This is a genomic window from Streptomyces sp. NPDC015532, from assembly GCF_043078065.1.
Lineage (GTDB): Bacteria > Actinomycetota > Actinomycetes > Streptomycetales > Streptomycetaceae > Streptomyces.
Genome location: NZ_JBIBSY010000006.1, coordinates 323,120 through 341,514, shown reverse-complemented (window position 1 = coordinate 341,514; position 18,395 = coordinate 323,120). Strand labels below are relative to the sequence as shown.

Below are 18,395 nucleotides of genomic sequence, written 5' to 3'. Positions count from 1 at the left end.
CTCGCGACGGTGTGTGGATCTTCCGGGGATACGGGGGTCCGGTGGTCGCTCACCCGGCGAGTTCGCCGAGGAGTGCCCAGGTGCGCCGCCGGTCCGCTTCCCCGGCGATGTCCGTGGAGGTGAAGACCACCTCCGTGGCTCCGGCGTCCCGGTAGCGTCGTACCTCGGCCGCGACCGTCCTCTCGTCGCCGATCACGGCCAGGTCGGAGGCCCGCCGACCGCCGGAGAGCTCGACGACCCGTGCGTAGGACGGGATCTGCTCATAGAAGGCCAGTTGCTCGGTCGCCTTCGTGCGCACGGCCTCGACGTCGTCCGTGACCACGCCGGGCACCAGGGCCACGATCCGGGGCGCGGGACGCCCTGCGGCGGCCGCCGCGGCGGTGAGAGCGGGCACGATGTGCTCCTCCAGAGCGCGCGGGCCCGCCAGATAGGGCAGGATCCCGTCCGCCAGCTCACCGCTGACCCGCAGGGCCTGCGGGCCCATCGCCGCGACGAGCAGGGGCACTCCGCCCTCGGCGCCGGGTACGCGCGCGGAGATCGGCGGGGCGGCGGTCAGCAGCTCACCGTGGAAGTCGGCTGTGCCTGTCCGGGTCAACTGCCGCAGCGCGGTGAGGAATTCGCGCAGGCGGGCGATGGGCCGCTCGAAGGGCAGGCCGAAGCCGCTCTCCGTGAGGAGCTTGGTGCCCAGGGCGAGTCCGAGGTGGTAGCGGCCGTGTGTGGCCGCCTGGGCGGTCTGGGCCTGGCTGGAGACGAGCAGGGGGTGCCGGCCGAAGACGGGGATGGCGGAGGTGCCCACGTGGAGCCGTGGCTCTTCCCGCCCGACGATCGCCGCGAGCTGCGGTGAGTCGGCGCCGAAGGTCTGTCCGAACCAGGCCGAGCGCAGGCCGGCCGCCGCTGCTTCGTGAGCCAGACTCACAGTGGCGTCGACCTGGTTCTCCACGTCGGATGCGTTGAGTGCTACTCCTACGGTCATGCCAGTCAGAACCGCCCGTGTCCGATCCCGCATTCCGGTTCCCGTGTGACAGCTTCTTGTCAGTCATGTGTACGGGGACGGACCTGGCGGTCAGCCCGAGGCCTCCAGGAGGTGACGGCCGTGGCCGTTGTGGTGGCCATGGCTGTCACCTCCTCGGAGGTCATCGGGACCGGTTGTCGCTACTCGGCGCCGAGACCGGCGTCGTCGACCTTGTCCTTGCCCTCGGCCGTGAGGACCTTGTCGAGCGGTGCGAGGTCGTAGATGCCCTTCAGGTCGGGCTCTTCCAGCAGACCGGCCTTGACCGCGTGGTCCGCCTCGGTGTCGAGAGTGGAGGCCAGCGGGTCGTCGAGGAAGGCGATGGACTTCCACGCGGGGTCGATGACCTCGGCGGGCAGGGCCTTGCCCGACAGCTTCTCCAGCGCCGCGTTGGCGGCCGCCTTGGCCTTGTCCGGGTTGCCGTTGATCCACTCGTTGGTCTTCACCGAGCCGCGCAGAACGGCCTCGACGACGTCGGGGTGCTCCTTGAGGAACTTCTGCGACACGATGATGTTCGTGATCACGAACTTCTTGTCGGGCCACAGGTCCCGCTCGTCGAGCAGCACCTTGCCGCCCTCGGCGACCAGCTTGGACGCGGTCGGCTCCGGCACCCAGGCGCCGTCGATGGAGCCGGACTTGTAGGCGTCCGGGGTGATCTTGTTGTCGGTGCGGACGACCGACACATCCCCCTTGCCGCTCTGCGCGTCGACCTTCCAGCCCTGCTCCGCGGCCCAGTTGAGGAACGCGACGTCCTGCGTGTTGCCGAACTGCGGCGTCGCGATCTTCTTGCCCTTGACGTCCTTCAGGGACGTGATCTTCTTCGGGTTGACCACGAGCTTCACGCCGCCGGAGGCCGAACCGCTGATGATACGCAGGCTCTTGCCCTTGGACTTGGTGTAGCCGTTGATGGCCGGGGAGGGGCCGATCCAGCCGATGTCGATGGATCCGGCGTTGAGCGCCTCGATCTCGGAGGGGCCGGCGTTGAAGGTCGAGGCCTTGATCGTGGTGCCGCCGAGTTCCTTCTGGAACAGGCCTTCCTGGACGCCCACCAGAGCCGTGGCGTGCGTGAGGTTGGGGAAGTAGCCGATCTTCACCTCGTCGGCGGAGAGCTTCTTGGCGCCCGCCGCGACCGCGGTCTGCTTGCCGTCGTCGGTGGAGTCGGAACCGTAACCGCAGGCGGTGAGCAGGAGGGGGACTGCGGTCAGGACGGCGATGGTGCGCAGGGCGGTGAGCGGTCTTGCGGCAGACACTGAGGTGTCCTCTCGGAAGTCGGGTCGAGTGAGGTGTGATACCGCGCGGCGACAACGGGTCGGCGCGCACCGGCATGCCCTGTCCCGGTTCTCGGGGACACGCGTGCCGCCGAAAGCCGGGACAAGGCATGCCGAGGTTGCGGCCGGGGGACGGGTGTCCTCTCCGCCGGACGACAGTGAGGCGGGCGGGGACGTGGTCGCGGCTCGGAAGGGTGCAGGTTCCGCGGCGTCAGAGGGGCCGACAGATGGCACTGGACGTGCGGCCGAGGTCGATGTGGCGACGTGAGGTCAGAAGCGGCAGCGTCCGCGTCGTGCAGTCGAGCGTTCCCATGGCCACCCCCCGATCCCCGGTATTCCTACCTGGCTGATAGGGATCGTGGCAGAAGGCGGCCCTCACCCCAAGGGGGTGTTCGAATGATGGACGACTTCGTCTCATCTTGTGGGACCAGTCGTGCGACGGCCCGGCGTGTCAGGGGTTTGTCCAGGCACCCGGAGCGTCGGTCAACGCCGATACGTCGGCGGGCAGTCGGGCGGACGCGACGTCGGCGAGTGACACACCCTCAAGGATTTCGCGCACGTTGGAGCGCAGCGCGATCCACAGGGGGAGCAGCGATTCGGCGGGGCCGGTGTAGGAGAGCTCCGGGGGGCGTACTCCCCGTACCGAGACCAGTGGTCCGTCCACCGCGCGTATGACGTCGGCGATGCTGATGGACTCGGCGGCCCTGGCCAGCCGGTAACCGCCGTTGCCGCCGCGCCGGCTGACGACGAGACCGCCCCGGCGCATGTCGTTCAGGATGCTCTCGAGGAACTTGTGCGGGATGTCCTGTGAATCGGCGATGGCCTCGGCTTTCAGAGGCACGTCGTCCGGTGACGCGGCGAGCTGCAGTGCGGCACGTACCGCGTAGTCCGCCCTGGCTGAGATCCGCATGTGCGTAGTATCCCGCACTGTTCGGCTCCGGTTCCCTCTGCCCCGGCCGGCACCCCTCGTGCCGCGGTGGGAAGGGTTACCGCGGGTCGGGCACGTATTTGTAGCCCACGCCTCCTACGGTGACGATCCGGTGCCGGTGGGCCCTGCCCAGCTTGCGGCGCAGCCGCGCGATGTGGACGTCCACGGTGCGGCCGTCGCCGACGTGGTCGTAGCCCCAGACGCCGGCTATTAACCGCTCCCGCGAATGCACCCGGTGGGGTTGCCGGACGAGATGGGCCAGCAGTGCGAACTCCATGTAGGTGAGGTCGAGTTCGCGTCCGTCGAGTTTTGCGGCGTGCCGTGTCGGATCGATGTGGACGGCGCCGGCTCCCGTCTCCCGCGCGGGAGGTGAGTCCGTGGAGGAGAGGCGTCGGATCTCCGGTCGCGTCACACCCTCGGCGAAGAGCTGAGCGGGGTCGGTGCCCTCGGGGACGAGGATGAGATAGCCGACGAGGGGCTTGGAACCGTCCGCCTCGGGGCGGCCCTGAGCGGTGTCGCCCACCAGGCGGAGGCGGCGCACGTCGGACAGCGGTGAATCCTGTGGGGTGGCCTGGGCCGGGGGTGCCGTGGTCATGGCGGTCGTCCTTCGGAAGTGTGTCGGGCGTCCGGGCGTGGTGGTGCGGGTCCGCCTGATCGCCGGGTGGGGAAGGAGGGCGGCGCGGCACGTACGACGCGTGAGCTGTCCGTCCTGCGCGTGACAGCGGACGGCTGCGTGCCTGCGCGTGACAGCAGACGACTGCGTGCCTACGCGTGACAGCAAGCGGCGCTGACGACGTGACCAAAGTCGACATGCCGACGACGAACGAGTCGTTGCTGCGTAGGGGACATGTGCACCATCCTGCGCACCCGCTGGGCGGCCGTCAATGGTTTCCTAGTAAATCGATAGGAAATAGGGGGAGGGGCAACTCCGTGGACGAATGCACCGGGCCGGCGTCACCTTGCCGTGGTGTCCGAGGGCCCACGCGCGTCCGGCCCGAACGACTCACGTCGGTTATGCGGAATGGTCCGACGCGGTCGGCCGCCGCCTCCTCGCGGGGATGACGGCGGCCGTGGCCGGCGGGGTCAGGAGGCGGCGCGAAGCGGCTCCACTCCGATGACCTTGCGGTACACGCGCGCGCCGTCGCCGTAGTCGTCGACGGCGTAGTGCCAGGTCGCCTGGTTGTCCCAGAGCACGAAGTCGCCGGGCCGCCAGCCGAATCGGATGGTGTAGTCGGGCGAGGACGCGTGCCGGAGGAGGTGGTCGAGCAGGGCCCTGCCCTCCTGCGGCGTGACCCCGGTGAGGCCGAGGGCGGAGGAACTGATGAACAGGCCCTTGCGTCCGGTGAGAGGGTGTTCCAGGACGACCGGGTGCTCGACGGTCTCTCCGACCGCCGTCCTCCTGCTGCCCTGCGCGTAGTTCTCCGCGTTGCCGTCGTACACGGCGCTCACGGATTCCAGCAGCACCTTGAACGGCTCCGACAGGTCGTCGTACGCCGCCTGAAGATCGGCCCACAGGGTGTGTCCGCCGATTTCGGGCACCTCTTCGTAGACGAGTGACTCGATCGCGAACACCGGGCCACGCCACAGCCCGCCGATGTGCCAGCTGCTGGCCTTGCCGGTCTGCCGCACGTTGTACGGGTAGACCAGGGGGTTGGCGGGGTCCTTGGCGGCGGTGGGGTGGTCGAACGGCGAGGCGAAGAGCCGTACGGCCTCGACATGCTGATCAGGTGTCAGGTTCTGTCCGCGGAACACCAGCACCTTGTGCTCCGCGAACGCGCGGCGCAGGTCGTCGGCGATGGTGTCGTCGACGGGCCGTGTGAGATCGACGCCGCTCACCTCGGCGCCGAAGCGGGGACCGACCCGCAGGATTTCCGGACGTGCGACAGTGGTCATGCCGAACTCCTCATGTTGTCGTGCGGGACAACGCGCCGTGCGCGGCGGAAGGCGGGGGACAGGGGCCGACGGCACGCGGAGCGGACGGACGTCAGGCGGGCCGGCACCAGGACGCGTTCACGCGCACCAGATCCACGGGCAGCCTGCGGAAGAGGACCGAATCGGTCGTGTTTCCACGGTACGCAGGACCGACGGCCCGACACCAGGCTGCACCATTGCAACCGCGTGAACTTGGACGGCCCCTGTCGCGGTGTCCTTCAGGGCGCTTCCACGCAATCGGGTGGGCCGAGCGCGCCCTGTCCGCCCGCGGCCCTGGTTCCATCGAGGAGCGGCACGGGAGACCCGCCCTCGTCAGAGGCCGTGCGAGCCGCCGATCGCACGAACACGGCCTGCCTGCAAGCATGTTGGGGCCGACGGTGTCACCGGAGCGCGCGTCCTCCGTACCCCCGACTCTCACCGCGTTCCGGCTCGGAGAGCGTCCGGGAGACCGCTCCTGAGGGCTCTTGACGCCTGGAGAATTGGCGATCTACGGTGACCGCGAGCCACGAGTTCCGGTGTGCAAGCCCTGGCTGGCCGGACGGCAACCCTCGACGCAGTGGGGTGCCCCAGGTGACGGCTCGGCGGATGACCCCATTCTGCAAGTGCGATCACCAGGAGGACGGTGTGACGAGCTCTCCGACGCTCCGCTCCCGTCGCCATGTCGATCCGCTGCCCGTCCCCAGCCGGCTCTGTTGTAGCTGACTCTTCTCGCCCGCGCCTTCGCGGGTGTCTCCACAGCCTCCATCACGTCCTCGTCCGAGGAGGCCCGCCCCGCGACGCTCGGTCGCCGATGGGGCATTCCTCGCACCCCTCTTGCGGAAGCAGGCATTCCTTATGACGCGGCACCTCGGCACGAGACCGGTCCGCCCCGGTGGCCTCGGCGCTCTCTCCCTCGGCACGGCCCTCTTGCTGGCCCTCACCGCCTGCACCAGTTCGAAGAACGGCGACAGCGCGGTCTCCGGCGGGAAGACGATCACCGTCGGTACCACGGACCAGGTGACCAGCCTCGACCCGGCGGGCGCGTGGGACGCGGGATCCGGCACGATCGAGAGCGAGGTCTACGCGACCCTGCTCAGTACCGAGACCGGCTCCCCGGACGTCCTGCCGGACCTGGCCTCCAAGATCGAGCCGACCGGGCCGAAGGAGTACACGGTCACCCTCAAGAAGAACCTGACGTTCGGCAACGGACACGACCTGACCTCCTCCGACGTCAAGTTCAGCTTCGACAGGACAGTCAAGATCGCCGACGAGAACGGCCCCTCCTCGCTCCTGTACAACCTCGCCTCGGTTGCCGCGCCGACACCCACGACCGTCGTCTTCACCCTCAAGTCGGCCGACGACACCCTCTTCCCGCAGGTGCTGTCCACCGCGGCGGGCTACATCGTGGACGAACAGGTGTTTCCGGCGGACAAGATCCTCGACGACGGGGCTGTCGTGGCCGCCAAGCCCTGGAGCGGCCCGTACGGTGTCACCAGCTACGACAAGAACTCACTGGTCTCCTTCACGGCCAACCGCGGCTACAGGGGTCGGCAGGGGACTCCGAAGGTCCGGAAGATCCAGCTCAAGTACTACACGAACGCCGGCAACCTCAAGCTCGACGTCCAGCAGGGGACCATCGACGCCGTCTACCGGACGCTGACCACCGCCGACCTGGACGACCTGGCCACCAAGAAGGACGTCAAGGTCCACACCGGCTCGGGCAACGGCATCCGCTACATCGTCTTCGACTTCGCGACCCAGCCCTATGGCACCAAGACCAAGAACGCCGACAAGCGGAAGGCCCTCGCGGTCCGTCAGGCGGTCGCGGACTCGGTGGACCGGGCCCAGCTCGCCCAGCAGGTGTACAAGAACACCTACCAGCCGCTCTACACCCCCGTTCCGGACGGCTTCACCGGTGCCACTCCGTCCTTCAGGTCACTCTACGGCGACAAGAAGGGCGGTCCCGACAAGTCCGCGGCTGCCGCCCGGCTGAAGACGGCCGACGTGACCACGCCCGTCACCCTCAACCTGCAGTACAACACCGACCACTACGGCTCGTCCTCGGCGGACGAGTACGCGCTGATCAAGACGCAGCTGGAGGCCACCGGGCTGTTCAAGGTGAACCTGCAGTCCACCGAGTGGACCCAGTACGGCAAGGACCGCATCGCCCACCAGTATCCGCTGTACCAGCTCGGCTGGTACGCCGACTACCTCGACGCCGACAACTACCTCTCGCCCTTCTTCTCGGCCAACAGCTGGATCGCCAACGGCTATGCGGACCCCGCCGTGCGTGCCCTGATCAAAAAGGAGGAGACCGAGACGGACCCGGCCCAGCGGACCGAGCAGCTGAAGCAGGCACAGGACAAGGCCGCCGCGTCCGTCCCCTTGATCCCGCTGCTCCAGGGCTCCACCGCCATCGTCACCCGCACCGATGTCAGCGGTGTGCCGTCCGAGTTGGACGCCACGTACACGTTCCGCTGGGCGGGGCTCGCGAAAAGGTGAGCGTCCTGACGCGGGAGACCCCCGGCGCCGCCGGGTCCGGTCTCGTCCGCTACCTCGTGGCCCGCTTCCTCCTCATCGTTCCCACGGTGCTGATCCTGGTCAGCGTCGTCTTCTTTCTCATGCGGGCGACAGGTGATCCCGTCAGTGCCGCGTTCGCCGACCGGCTCACCCCGGAGCAACTGCGGGAGAAGCTCCACCAGACGGGCTACGACCGGCCGCTGCTCATCCAATACCTGGACTTCCTGCGGTCGTTGGCGACCGGGGACCTGGGTCGCACCGCCACCGACAACCAGCCGGTGAGTCACCTGCTGACCACCTACGGCGCTGCCACCGCCGAACTCGCCGGCTACGCCCTCGGTGTGGCCCTGCTCGTGGGCGTGCCGCTCGGCATGCTCGCCGCCTCCTACCGGGACCGCGCCGCCGACGCGGGACTGCGGGTCTTCGCGATCCTCACCTACGCCACACCGGTCTTCTTCCTCGGCCTGCTGCTCAAGCTCGTCTTCGCCGTGTGGCTCGGCTGGCTGCCCGCGTCGGGCCGGGCGAGCACCGAGGTCCAGCTCTTCTTGCAGGATCAGACCAGCACGACCGGCTTCTATCTCCTCGACGCCCTTCGCAGCGGTGACTCCGCGGCCATCGCCGACGTCGTACAACACGCGGTGCTGCCCGGCCTCGCGTTGGGCCTGCTGGTCGCGGGCGTGCTGCTGCGTCTCGTCCGCACCAACCTGATCGGCACCCTGAACACCGACTACGTCGAGGCCGCCCGCTCCCGCGGCGTGACCCCGTTCCGGCTGATCACCCGCCATGCCACCCGGCCCGCGCTCATCGCCGTCGTCACCGTCCTCGGACTCCAGGTGGCCGGCCTGCTCGGAGGGGCGGTCCTGACGGAGACCACCTTCGAGTGGAAGGGCCTCGGTTTCGAGCTCGCCCACTACCTGACGGTCCGTGACTTCCCGGCGGTGCAGGGCATCGCGGCCCTGTTCGCCATCGTCGTCGCGGTGACCAACTTCCTCGTCGATGTCGTGGCGGCGCTGATCGACCCCCGAGTGAGGTACTGACCCATGGCCGCCCAGGTCGTCCCGAGACGGCGTACCCTGCTTCCCGGCAGGCCGCGCCTTCCGGCCCGCGCCGGCGTGCAGCGAGCCATGCTGCTCACCGGAGTGCTGCTGACCGGGCTGTTCCTGCTCGCCGCGCTCCCGGGGCCGCTGCTCGCCCCGCACGGATACGCCGAACTCAGGGACCACACAGGGCTGTTCGGCTCACGCCGGCATCCCGGCGGGGCGCATCCGCTGGGCACGACCATCGCCGGGTACGACGTTCTGTCCCGCACCGTGTGGGGCGCCCGGACGGCACTGGAGATCATCCTTGCCGCACTGCTGCTCTCGGCCGTCCCCGGCACCGTGCTCGGCCTCGTCTCGGGCTACCTCGGCGGCCGACTCGACCGGCTCCTCGTAGGGCTCGCCGACGCGATGTACGCGTTCCCCTCCCTGCTCCTCTCGATCGTCATGTCGATCGTGATCAGCGGAGGGCAGTCGAGTCTCGTCGGCGGCCTGGGCGCGGCGGCCTGCGCGGTCGCGGTGGCGTTCGTACCGCAGTATTTCCGTGTCGTACGGGCCGACGTGATCCGGGTGAAAGCGGAGCCCTTCGTCGACGCGGCCCGGGTGACCGGCACCGGAACCTGGCGGATCATGTTCCGGCACGTGCTGCGGAACTCGCTCCGCACCCTCCCGCTGATCTTCACCATCAACGCCTCCGAAGCCACTCTCACCCTGGCGGGCCTCGGCTTCCTCGGCTTCGGTATCGAGCCCAACTCCGCCGCCGAATGGGGCTACGACCTCAACCGTTCGGTCGCGGACGTCACGTCGGGTATCTGGTGGACCGCCCTGCCACCCGGGCTCGCCATCGTCCTCACCGTGCTGGGCACCACCCTGCTCGGCGAGGGACTGACCGACCTGCTCGACCCGCGGCTGAGACGACGCGGCACGGGTGCCGCCGACAAGGACGGAGGCGTGAGCGATGAGTGACCTGCTCCGGATCGAGGACCTTCACGTCACCTTCGACACCGATGCCGGACCGTCCCCCGCCGTCGACGGGGTCAGCCTCTCCGCCGCCCCCGGAGAGATCCTCGCGCTGGTCGGCGAGAGCGGCAGCGGGAAGACCGTGACCGCCAGGTCGGTGCTCGGGCTGCTGCCCGACACCGCGACCGCCACCGGCCGCGTCCTGCTCGGAGACGGCACGGCCGACCCGGCCGAGGACATCCTGACCGCGTCCCCCGCCCGCCTGCGCGCCCTGCGCGGCACCCACGCCGCGATGGTCTTCCAGGAACCGTCCACCGCGCTGAACCCGGTCTTCACCATCGGCTGGCAGCTCACCGAGGGCCTGCGCGCCCACGGGCGCGGCGACAGGGCCGAACGCCGGGCCCTGGCCGTCGAGTGGCTCGACAAGGTCGGCATCCCGGACCCGGCCGTCCGCGTGGACCACTACCCCCACCAGTTGTCCGGCGGACAGAAGCAGCGCGCCGTCATCGCCATGGCCCTGGCACTGGGCACGAAACTCATCGTGGCCGACGAGCCGACGACGGCCCTGGACGTCACCGTCCAGGCCGAGATCCTTCACCTTCTGCACCGCTGCCGCACCGCCGTCCTGCTCATCACCCACAACATGGGCGTCGTCGCCGACCTCGCCGACCGGGTCGCGGTGATGCGCGAGGGCCGAGTGGTGGAAGAGGCGTCGGCAAGGACCCTGTTCGCGGCGCCCGCTCATCCGTACACCCGTGAACTGCTGGCCGCCGTACCGGACTTCGGCACGGGAGCGCGCACCCCGGTGGAGGCGGTCCGGGGCGGACCGCCGGCGGTCCGAGCCGTAGGGCTGGTCGTGGACCACCCCGGGAGGCCGGGACGGCGAGGCTTTCGCGCCGTGGACAGGGTCAGCTTCGAGATCGGTCCCGGACAGGTACTGGGCCTGGTGGGGGAGAGCGGCAGCGGCAAAACCACGATCGGCCGGGCGGTCGCCGGTCTCACGGCCGTCACCGCCGGTGAACTCGACGTGCTCGGGGAACCGCTGGGCGAGAGACGCCGTCGTAAGCGCGGTCACGCCGGAGACATCGGGTTCGTGTTCCAGGACCCGGCGACCAGCTTCAACCCCCTCCTCACGATCGCCGAAAGCGTCGCCGAGCCCCTGATCGTGCACCGGCGTGAACTGGGGGCACGGGCCGTCCGAGCGGAGGCCGAGGCCTTGCTCGACGCCGTGCAGCTGTCGCCCCGGACGTACGCGGACCGCTACCCCCACGAACTCAGTGGCGGCCAACGCCAGCGAGCCGGGCTGGCCCGGGCCCTCGCACTGCGCCCGCCGCTGCTCATCGCGGACGAGCCCACATCGGCCCTGGACGTGTCCGTCCAGGCGAAGGTGCTCGACCTTTTCACCCAGCTGCAACGGGAGCTGGGCTTCGCGGCGCTCTTCATCAGCCACGACCTCGCGGTGGTCGAGCGGGTCGCCGACCAGGTCGTCGTTCTGCACGAGGGCCGGATCGCGGAAGCCGGCACCACGGCGCAGGTCCTGGGCGCCCCGCGGGCCGAGTACACCCGCCGTCTGGTGGCCGCGATCCCCGTCCCCGACCCGGTCCGGCAGGCCCGCAGGTCTGAGGGGCGCTTCGACCGAGGAGTCGCACTCCCCTGACGGGCACGGCGACATTTGCGGGGGCGGCCCTGCCGCACCGCAATCCGCACCCATCGTGGCGCGGCATGTCACCGGCTTGGCGACCTGGCGCGGGCTCAGCCCGGTGAACCGGGCTGTCCAGGTCGGCCTCCGACGCCGTGATCACACCAGCCATCGCCCGGTCATCTCGGCCGTACGTGCGGCTCGCTCCAGCCGATCCTGTGTACGCGACGGTTGAGGAGGACGGCGTGGGGCTGATTCGGAGCGGGCCGCAGACCCCCTCCGCCGGCGGCACATCGAAGACGCCCGTCAGATGGCGCTCGTCCTACGCCTCTGCATCGAGAAGGACGTCGAACTCCTCATTCTGTGAGGTCTGTCGATCCGGGTCCACACACCATGGCGGCCACAGTCACGGGACGACCCTCGGCCGCGGCAGCGGACCCCATGTCCGGCCCAGGCGCCGGGTTCGATGGGGAGGCGGGCCATCGGTGATGAAGCGGTATCGGACGCTCCGATGTGGCCCTCCATTGCAGCTCCGTGAACTGTTCCTGACAGCCCAGGCTTCCAGCGGCCGACCGTAACGTCCGACTGACTGCACAGGACATTCGCTGCCGCATACGGCTGCGAACGTTCGCGTCGTCGAAGGACCATGGACCGGCTCACCGTCGGGCCGGAAAGAAGCTGGTGTCCAGTGGCCGATTCGGAAGCCATCCGCCTCCGTCCCCATTGACGCCGACGGCGAAAACCGGAACAAGGTCACTCTGTTTGCGCCACGTAACACTTCGGCCATGCGCGGCCGGCCGAGAACTCGGCGACGGGAACTTGTTCAAAAGGGGCAAGGTGCTTCATTTCCTGAGCTTACGTCTCCCATCTCGGTCGTGTACCTTCCGATTGCCCGCCGGAAATGCTGTCTTGTTCTGCCTGCGGGCACCCTCGGGGCGCGGTGGAAGATCGTCATGATCAGCGGCAGTGCTGTTATTGCCCCGGACTCTCGAAACGCGGGCGCAGTTATGGGTTGGGGAGGCGCACCAGGTATGTCCGCACGACTTCTGAAGCGAGCGCAGCGCCCCATGGGTCGATGTACTGAGACGGTCTGAGCGCCGGCCTCACACCAGGTGGTCGCGACGCTGATCCAGCAGGCGATCCCGTGAAATTCCAGTGATTCCGGCTGCTGGTGTTCGAAACCAGATCCATCACCGATCGCGCTTTCCCATGCCTGATTTCCCACGGCGTGTTACGCGCGTCGACTTGCCCGGAAACGACGAATTCTAGGTTCGAAGGACGATGGCGAAACCAACGGGGCCCGAGAAAACTTCTCTGTCAGACATGCTGCGTGCGGCCACGCACGCCCAACCCGACCGGACCGCCGTCTCCTGCGGCACGGAGCGGCTGACGTTTCGGCAGCTGCATGAGCGCAGTGAGGACGTGGCGGACCGGCTGCGGCGGCTCGGTGCCGCGGCGGACGACCCCGTCGGCATCTTCATGGGGCCGTCCGTCGACCTCATGGCGAGCGTCTGGGGAGTCCTGCACGCGGGCGCCGCGTACCTCCCGCTGTCGCCCGAGTACCCGGACGAGCGCGTGCGCTACATGGTCGCCGACTCACGGACCAGGATCATCCTGACGGACGAGTCCTTGGCGCCCCGCCTGTCCGCGATGACGCCGCCAGGAACGAAGATCGTCGTCCTCTCCCGGACACGAGCCCACCGGGCGACCGAGCCGGAGCCCCTGGCCGTCCCTCCCTCGCTGCCTTCACCTGAGCAGGGTGCCGGCCTTGCCTACGTCATCTACACCTCGGGAAGCACGGGCAACCCGAAGGGCATCGGCATCGAACACCACAGCATCGTCGATCAGATGCGCTGGCTGGCCGGCGAACGGGGCCTGGACGCCACCAGAACGGTGCTGCAGAAGACACCGCTGAGTTTCGACGCGGCGCAGTGGGAGATCCTCGCGCCGGCCTGCGGCAGCAGCGTGGTGATGAGCGAGCCGGGGGTCTACGCCGACCCCGGCGGCCTCATCGACCTGATCGTGGCGAACGAGGTGACCACTCTTCAGGGCGTGCCGACCCTGCTGCAGGCGCTTGTCGACACCGGACGGCTGTCCGACTGCACCTCGCTCACCCATGTCTTCAGCGGAGGCGAGGCACTCACCAAGAGCCTGGCGATCGAGCTGCTCGACGCGTTACCCGGCTGCGAACTGGTCAACCTGTACGGCCCGAGCGAGTGCACCATCAACGCCTCGGCCCACGTGGTGGACCGCGACTCCGTGCAGCACGGTCCGGACCACATCCCCATCGGCCTGCCGGTGCGGGGCATGAGCTTCCACATCCTCGACACCGCGCGCCGGCCGGTCGCGCGGGGGCAGTCGGGTGAACTCCACATCGCGGGACCCCAACTCGCCCGGGGGTATCTGAACAACCCCGAGCTGACCGCCGAGCGATTCGTCACCAACCCGTTCGCCACCGGTCCCGAATCGGCCCGCCTCTACCGCACCGGTGATCTGGCCCGGTGGAACGACGACGGCACCGCGCAGTTCCTCGGCCGCACCGACACCCAGGTCAAGTTGCGCGGGTTCCGGGTCGAGCTCGACGAGGTCAAGGTCTCCATCGAACGACACGACTGGGTCAAGCGCGCCGCCGTCCTGGTCCGGGACGACGCGAGGATCGGCACCAACCTCATCGCCTTCATCGAGCTCGATCCCCAGCGGGCCGCGCTGATGGACCAGGGCAACCACGGCGCACACCACCAGTCCAAGGGCAGCAGACTTCAACTCAAGGCGCAGCTCTCGAATCCGGGAGTCCGCCAGGAGGGCGGGGCACCGCACGTCGACCTGCCCGGACGGACGGCCACGGTCCGGCAGCGGCGCACGGTGTTCGCCCGCAAGACGTACCGGTTCTTCGAAGGGGGCGAGACCACCCGGTCCGACCTCCTCGGCCTGCTCGCCCGACCGGCCGACCGAGTGGACGCGCCGCGGACGCCGGACACCCTGACACTGCCCGAACTCGGCTCCCTGCTGCGCTACTTCGGGCAGTTCCCCAGCGGTGAACGGCTGTTGCCCAAGTACGGGTACGCCTCACCGGGCTCGCTGTACGCCACGCAGTTGTACCTGGAGATGTCCGGCGTCGCGGGCCTCGCACCGGGCTTCTACTACTACCATCCGGTCAGTCATCGGCTCGTGCTGATCAGCGGTGCCCCCGCCGGTGTTCCGAGACTGCGCGTCCACCTCGTCGGACGCCGGTCGGCCATCGAGCCCGTCTACCGGAACAACATCCAGGAAGTCCTCAGGTTCGAAGCCGGTCACCTGGCCGGTCTGTTCGACCATGTGCTGCCCGCGTACGGGCTGCGGATCAGCGCCCGCCCGGAAGCGCCCGAGGTCAAGGACGTCCTGCGCTGCCCACAAGAGGACCACCACCTGGCCACGTACGAGGTGGAGGCGGCGGACACCCCGGACGCGGACAGCCCGGTCGACCTGTACGTGCAGGCTCATCCCGGCCGGATCGCGGATCTCGACGGCGGTCAGTACCGCTACACCGGCGGCGAGCTGGTGCGTGTGTCCGACGACCTGATCCGCAAGCGGGACGTCATCGCCATCAACCAGGAGGTCTACGAGCGCGCGGACTTCGGGATCAGTCTGATCGGCCACGCGTCCGACCCCTGGCGGCGCTACGTCGACCTCGGCAGGGAACTCCAGCGCCTGCAGGCGAACGGCCTCGATCTGGGGCTGATGTCCTCCGGCTACAGCTCGGAGACCGGCAACCCCCTGCCGTCGGCCCGGCGCATCGCGGACATCGTCGGCCTCGGCCCGGACACGGCCTCCTACTTCGCCGTCGGCGGCCGCATCAGCGCCGAGCAGCGGCTCAGCGAGGGCATGAAGGAGGACGCGGTCCACATGCGGGGGCCCGCCGAGATCGTGAAGGACAATCTCGCCGAGTCCCTCCCTCCGTACATGGTGCCCAACCGGGTCACCGTCCTGGACGCCTTCCCCCTCACCCCGAACGGCAAGATCGACCACCAGGCGCTGCGCGACCTGGACAAGGCCGCCGTGGAAGACAGCGAAGCGCCGGTCGTCCCCCCGCGCACGCCCACCGAGGAAGCCATCGCCCGGCTGTGGCGGAAGGTGCTGCGGCAGGAGCGCGTCTCGATCCGGGACAACTTCTTCGCCGCCGGGGGGCACTCGCTGACCGCGGTCAACCTGGTCGGCCGCATCAACCGGGAACTCGGCAGCGCCCTGCCGCTCCAAGTGCTGTTCGACGCTCCGACCATCGCGGAGCTGGCCCGACGCGTCGACCGTGAGCCCGCGAGCGCGCTGTCGAGGCTGGTGCGGCTGCACACCGCGGAAGGCGGGCGGCCGGTCTTCTGCTGGCCCGGTCTGGGCGGATACCCGATGAGCCTGCGGCTGCTGGCCGGCAGGCTGGAGCAGGACCGGCCCTTTCTCGGTGTCCAGGCCCACGGCATCAACGCGGGCGAGACCGCCTACCCGTCGTTCGACGAGATGGTCGCCAAGGACGTCGAACTCATCCGGCAGGTCCAGCCGGTGGGCCCCTACACCCTGTGGGGCTACTCCTTCGGAGCCCGAGCCGCGTTCGAGGCGGCCCGTCAACTGGAGTCCGTCGGCGAACAGGTCGACGAGGTGATCCTGATCGCGCCGGGCAAGCCGCCGGTCGGTAAACGCGCCGGGGCCCGCGCGTCCGCCGAGGCGGCGGTCAGTTTCACCGACACCACCTTCGTCGCGATTCTCTACTCGGTGTTCGCCGGGAATCTCGAACAGCCGGCTGTCGACGCGTGTCTGGCCGCGACCCATGACGAGGACTCGTTCATCGCCTTCGTCTGCGGCCGGTTCTCGCACCTCGACCGCGAACTGGTCCGCAGGATCGTCGGCGTGGTGCGGCAGACCTTTCTCTTCGAGTACGCCCCGCACGAATTGGCCCGGCGCGGAATCACGGCGCCGATCACGGTTTTCCGTGCCGACGGCGACCAGGACTCCTTCATCGACACCGGCCACACACTGTCGAGCACGCCCCCCAGGATCAGCCGCCTCAAGGCCGATCACTACGAACTGCTGCGCGCGAGCGGAATAGACGAACTCGTCACCGCCATCAAGGCCGCACAACTCCCCGGAAAGGTCATCGGAGTGCCCCACGTCAGCATCAAGCATTTCCCGAACAACCTCGCAGCCGACCAGATATCGGCACTCGTCGACGCGATCACCAGCGCGGTCCGGACCGCGTTCTCGGTCGACGAGGGGGCGGTGTCGATCGCCCTCGAACCGGTGGCTCAGGACGCCTGGACCGAGCGGGTGTACATACCGGAGATCGTCGAAGGCACCGGAAAGCTGGTCAAGGCCCCGAACTACTGAAGCCTGCCACCGAATTCGACTGTGCCCACGGAGAAACAGGACATGATTTCACGGAGGATCGCATGCGCAGGGTGATCATGAGGGCGAGAGAGGACCTCTCCGTGATCGTCGCGCGGGACCCGTCGGTCCGCACACGCGCGGAGGCGCTGCTGCATCCCGCGCTGCCGGCGCTGTGGACCCACCGGCTGGCCTCCGTCCTCTACTCCCGCGGGCACCGTCAACTCGCCCGGCTCCTCGCCTACCTCGCGCGTGCGGTCACCGGCGGCATCGAGATCCATCCGGGCGCGAGGCTCGGCCGGCGCGTGTTCATCGATCACGGGGCCGCGGTGGTCATCGGGGAGACGGCCGAGGTCGGCGACGACGTCACGATCTTCCACCAGGTCACGCTGGGCGCGGTCGGCTGGTGGCGGGACGGGCGACGCGAGCCCGGCGCCCGCCGGCATCCGGTCGTCGGCGACCGCGTGGTGCTCGGCGCCAACGCGATCGTGCTCGGCCCGGTCACCGTCGGCGACGACGCGCTGATCGGCGCGGGTTCGCTCGTCCTGCGCGATGTGCCCTCAGGCGCCCGGGTGATGGCCCCCACGGCAGAGATCGTGCCGCGGCTCTCGGCCGCCGACCGAGAGGAGGCGGACCAGTTGCTGCGCTCGCTGGCCACGTCCGGGTGCTGGTGACGGCCGCCCGGACCGGTGCGCCGGCACTGCCCGCCGCTCGTCGTGCGCCGTTCCCTGTACGCCGCTTGTCACCCGCCGTCCGTCGTCCCGCTCAACCCGACCACGCGTCGGTATGCCATCGGAGGCATAGATGATTCACGTCGGTGTCGTGGAGAGCAACCTCTCCGGTTCCGGCTTCGAGGGCCTGCAGATCATCAAGGAACTCGACTGCCGCGTCACCTTCTTCACCCGCGACCTGGACCGGTACCTGGAAGTACCGGGCGGCCCGGCCTACTTCGACAACTACGTCGACGAGATCGTCCACTGCGAGACGAACATTTTCGAAGAACTCCTGCCGCACGTGCACGCGGCCGGGGCCGCGCACCCCTTCGACGCGTTCTTGACCCTGGCCGAGTACGACGTGGTCGTGGCCGCCGAGGTGGCGGTCCACCTCGGACTCCCCACGGTCAGCGTCGACGGCGTGGCGACCGCGCGCAACAAGGCGTCGATGCGCCGGCGCTGCGCCGAACTCGGCGTCGCCATACCGGCGTTCCGCACCGTCGAAACCCCGGCCGAGGCGGAGGCGGCAGCGACCGAGATCGGCCTGCCCTGTGTCGTGAAGCCCGCCGACGAGACCAGCAGCGCCGACGTCCGGCTCGTCGAGACCGCGTCCCAGGCCGCCGAACACGTCGCGCTGATCCGGTCACGCCGCGAGAACACGCGCGGCCAGGCCCGCCACCACGAGCTGATGGTCGAGGAGTACCTCAGCGGCCCCGAGGTCAGTGTGGAGGTCCTGGCCGACGGCGACCGCTACGAGGTGTTCGGGGTCACCGACAAGTCGGTGATCGGCCAGGGCTACTTCGTCGAGATCGCCCACAGCTTCCCCTCCAGCCTGCCCGAGCCGGTCGTCCGCGCCTGCGGCGACCTGGCCGTGGAGGCGCTCCGCGCGGTCGGGTTCGACCTGGGCATGGCCCATGTCGAGATCAAGGTGACCGAGTCCGGGCCCAAGCTCATCGAGATCAACCCCAGGCCCGCCGGCGGCAAGATCACCTATCTCGTCGACCGCGCCCTCGGCATCCGCTCACTGGAGCTGGTCGCCCGGCAGTACCTCGGACAGCCGCTCC

At 69.2% G+C, this 18,395-nt stretch carries 12 protein-coding genes, 1 pseudogene and 1 riboswitch; of the genes and pseudogenes, 7 read left to right on the top strand and 6 right to left on the bottom strand.

The genetic code is table 11. The annotated features are described in order from the left end of the window. Positions 1–49: 49 nt before the first annotated feature. The 6 genes from ACF07B_RS21760 to ACF07B_RS21735 form a co-directional block, all read right to left on the bottom strand. Positions 50–973 carry a TIGR03564 family F420-dependent LLM class oxidoreductase gene (locus ACF07B_RS21760; RefSeq protein WP_392180146.1) on the bottom strand — a complete coding sequence of 308 codons (924 nt, stop codon included), beginning with the start codon at positions 971–973 and terminating at the stop codon, positions 50–52. Positions 974–1,152: 179 nt separating this feature from the next. After that, a complete protein-coding gene (locus ACF07B_RS21755) occupies positions 1,153–2,259 on the bottom strand; it encodes an ABC transporter substrate-binding protein (RefSeq protein WP_392180145.1) in 1,107 nt (368 codons plus the stop codon). Between the two features lie 229 nt (positions 2,260–2,488). Then, positions 2,489–2,590 (bottom strand): putative leader peptide, encoded by a 102-nt coding sequence (locus ACF07B_RS21750; RefSeq protein WP_392180197.1) that lies wholly within the window; start codon positions 2,588–2,590, stop codon positions 2,489–2,491. A 138-nt stretch (positions 2,591–2,728) separates the two neighbouring features. After that, positions 2,729–3,187: an RrF2 family transcriptional regulator gene (locus tag ACF07B_RS21745; protein WP_392180144.1), complete on the bottom strand. Its 459-nt coding sequence runs from the start codon at positions 3,185–3,187 to the stop codon at positions 2,729–2,731. A gap of 76 nt (positions 3,188–3,263) precedes the next feature. Further along, positions 3,264–3,800: a winged helix-turn-helix domain-containing protein gene (locus ACF07B_RS21740; protein WP_392180143.1), complete on the bottom strand. Its 537-nt coding sequence runs from the start codon at positions 3,798–3,800 to the stop codon at positions 3,264–3,266. A 488-nt stretch (positions 3,801–4,288) separates the two neighbouring features. Further along, positions 4,289–5,098, bottom strand: coding sequence for a TauD/TfdA dioxygenase family protein (locus tag ACF07B_RS21735; RefSeq protein WP_392180142.1), 810 nt, complete (start codon positions 5,096–5,098; stop codon positions 4,289–4,291). 540 nt (positions 5,099–5,638) lie between these two features. Next, positions 5,639–5,748, top strand: a riboswitch (SAM riboswitch). Between the two features lie 223 nt (positions 5,749–5,971). On the opposite strand from ACF07B_RS21735, the gene ACF07B_RS21730 reads away from it, so the two are divergent. The 7 genes and pseudogenes from ACF07B_RS21730 to ACF07B_RS21700 all read left to right on the top strand — a co-directional run. Then, the gene (locus tag ACF07B_RS21730) at positions 5,972–7,618 is read left to right on the top strand and encodes an ABC transporter substrate-binding protein (RefSeq protein WP_392180141.1); all 1,647 of its coding nucleotides are present in this window, start codon (positions 5,972–5,974) and stop codon (positions 7,616–7,618) included. Further along, a complete protein-coding gene (locus ACF07B_RS21725) occupies positions 7,615–8,673 on the top strand; it encodes an ABC transporter permease (protein WP_392180140.1) in 1,059 nt (352 codons plus the stop codon). Before ACF07B_RS21730 ends, ACF07B_RS21725 begins: the two co-directional genes overlap by 4 nt. A 3-nt stretch (positions 8,674–8,676) precedes the next feature. Beyond that, positions 8,677–9,639, top strand: a complete 963-nt coding sequence (locus tag ACF07B_RS21720; RefSeq protein ID WP_392180139.1) for an ABC transporter permease — start codon at positions 8,677–8,679, stop codon at positions 9,637–9,639. Then, positions 9,632–11,290 carry a dipeptide ABC transporter ATP-binding protein gene (locus tag ACF07B_RS21715; protein ID WP_392180138.1) on the top strand — a complete coding sequence of 553 codons (1,659 nt, stop codon included), beginning with the start codon at positions 9,632–9,634 and terminating at the stop codon, positions 11,288–11,290. The genes ACF07B_RS21720 and ACF07B_RS21715 overlap by 8 nt, the downstream gene beginning before the upstream one ends. A gap of 1,305 nt (positions 11,291–12,595) precedes the next feature. Further along, entirely contained in the window at positions 12,596–16,621 is a 4,026-nt protein-coding gene (locus tag ACF07B_RS21710) for an amino acid adenylation domain-containing protein (protein ID WP_392180137.1), read from the top strand. A gap of 62 nt (positions 16,622–16,683) precedes the next feature. After that, positions 16,684–17,292 (top strand): serine O-acetyltransferase EpsC, encoded by a 609-nt coding sequence (gene epsC / locus ACF07B_RS21705; protein ID WP_392180136.1) that lies wholly within the window; start codon positions 16,684–16,686, stop codon positions 17,290–17,292. A gap of 130 nt (positions 17,293–17,422) precedes the next feature. Beyond that, positions 17,423–18,376: pseudogene (locus ACF07B_RS21700) on the top strand (acetyl-CoA carboxylase biotin carboxylase subunit family protein); the annotation flags it as partial. Positions 18,377–18,395 lie beyond the last annotated feature (19 nt).

Bases quoted from the DNA above. Each gene is read 5' to 3' on its own strand.
- ACF07B_RS21760 (WP_392180146.1), bottom strand. From the start codon at position 973: ATGACCGTAGGAGTAGCACTCAACGCATCCGACGTGGAGAACCAGGTC.
- ACF07B_RS21750 (WP_392180197.1), bottom strand. From the start codon at position 2,590: ATGGGAACGCTCGACTGCACGACGCGGACGCTGCCGCTTCTGACCTCA.
- ACF07B_RS21745 (WP_392180144.1), bottom strand. From the start codon at position 3,187: ATGCGGATCTCAGCCAGGGCGGACTACGCGGTACGTGCCGCACTGCAG.
- ACF07B_RS21740 (WP_392180143.1), bottom strand. From the start codon at position 3,800: ATGACCACGGCACCCCCGGCCCAGGCCACCCCACAGGATTCACCGCTG.
- ACF07B_RS21735 (WP_392180142.1), bottom strand. From the start codon at position 5,098: ATGACCACTGTCGCACGTCCGGAAATCCTGCGGGTCGGTCCCCGCTTC.
- ACF07B_RS21730 (WP_392180141.1), top strand. From the start codon at position 5,972: ATGACGCGGCACCTCGGCACGAGACCGGTCCGCCCCGGTGGCCTCGGC.
- ACF07B_RS21720 (WP_392180139.1), top strand. From the start codon at position 8,677: ATGGCCGCCCAGGTCGTCCCGAGACGGCGTACCCTGCTTCCCGGCAGG.
- ACF07B_RS21715 (WP_392180138.1), top strand. From the start codon at position 9,632: ATGAGTGACCTGCTCCGGATCGAGGACCTTCACGTCACCTTCGACACC.
- ACF07B_RS21710 (WP_392180137.1), top strand. From the start codon at position 12,596: ATGCTGCGTGCGGCCACGCACGCCCAACCCGACCGGACCGCCGTCTCC.
- epsC (WP_392180136.1), top strand. From the start codon at position 16,684: ATGCGCAGGGTGATCATGAGGGCGAGAGAGGACCTCTCCGTGATCGTC.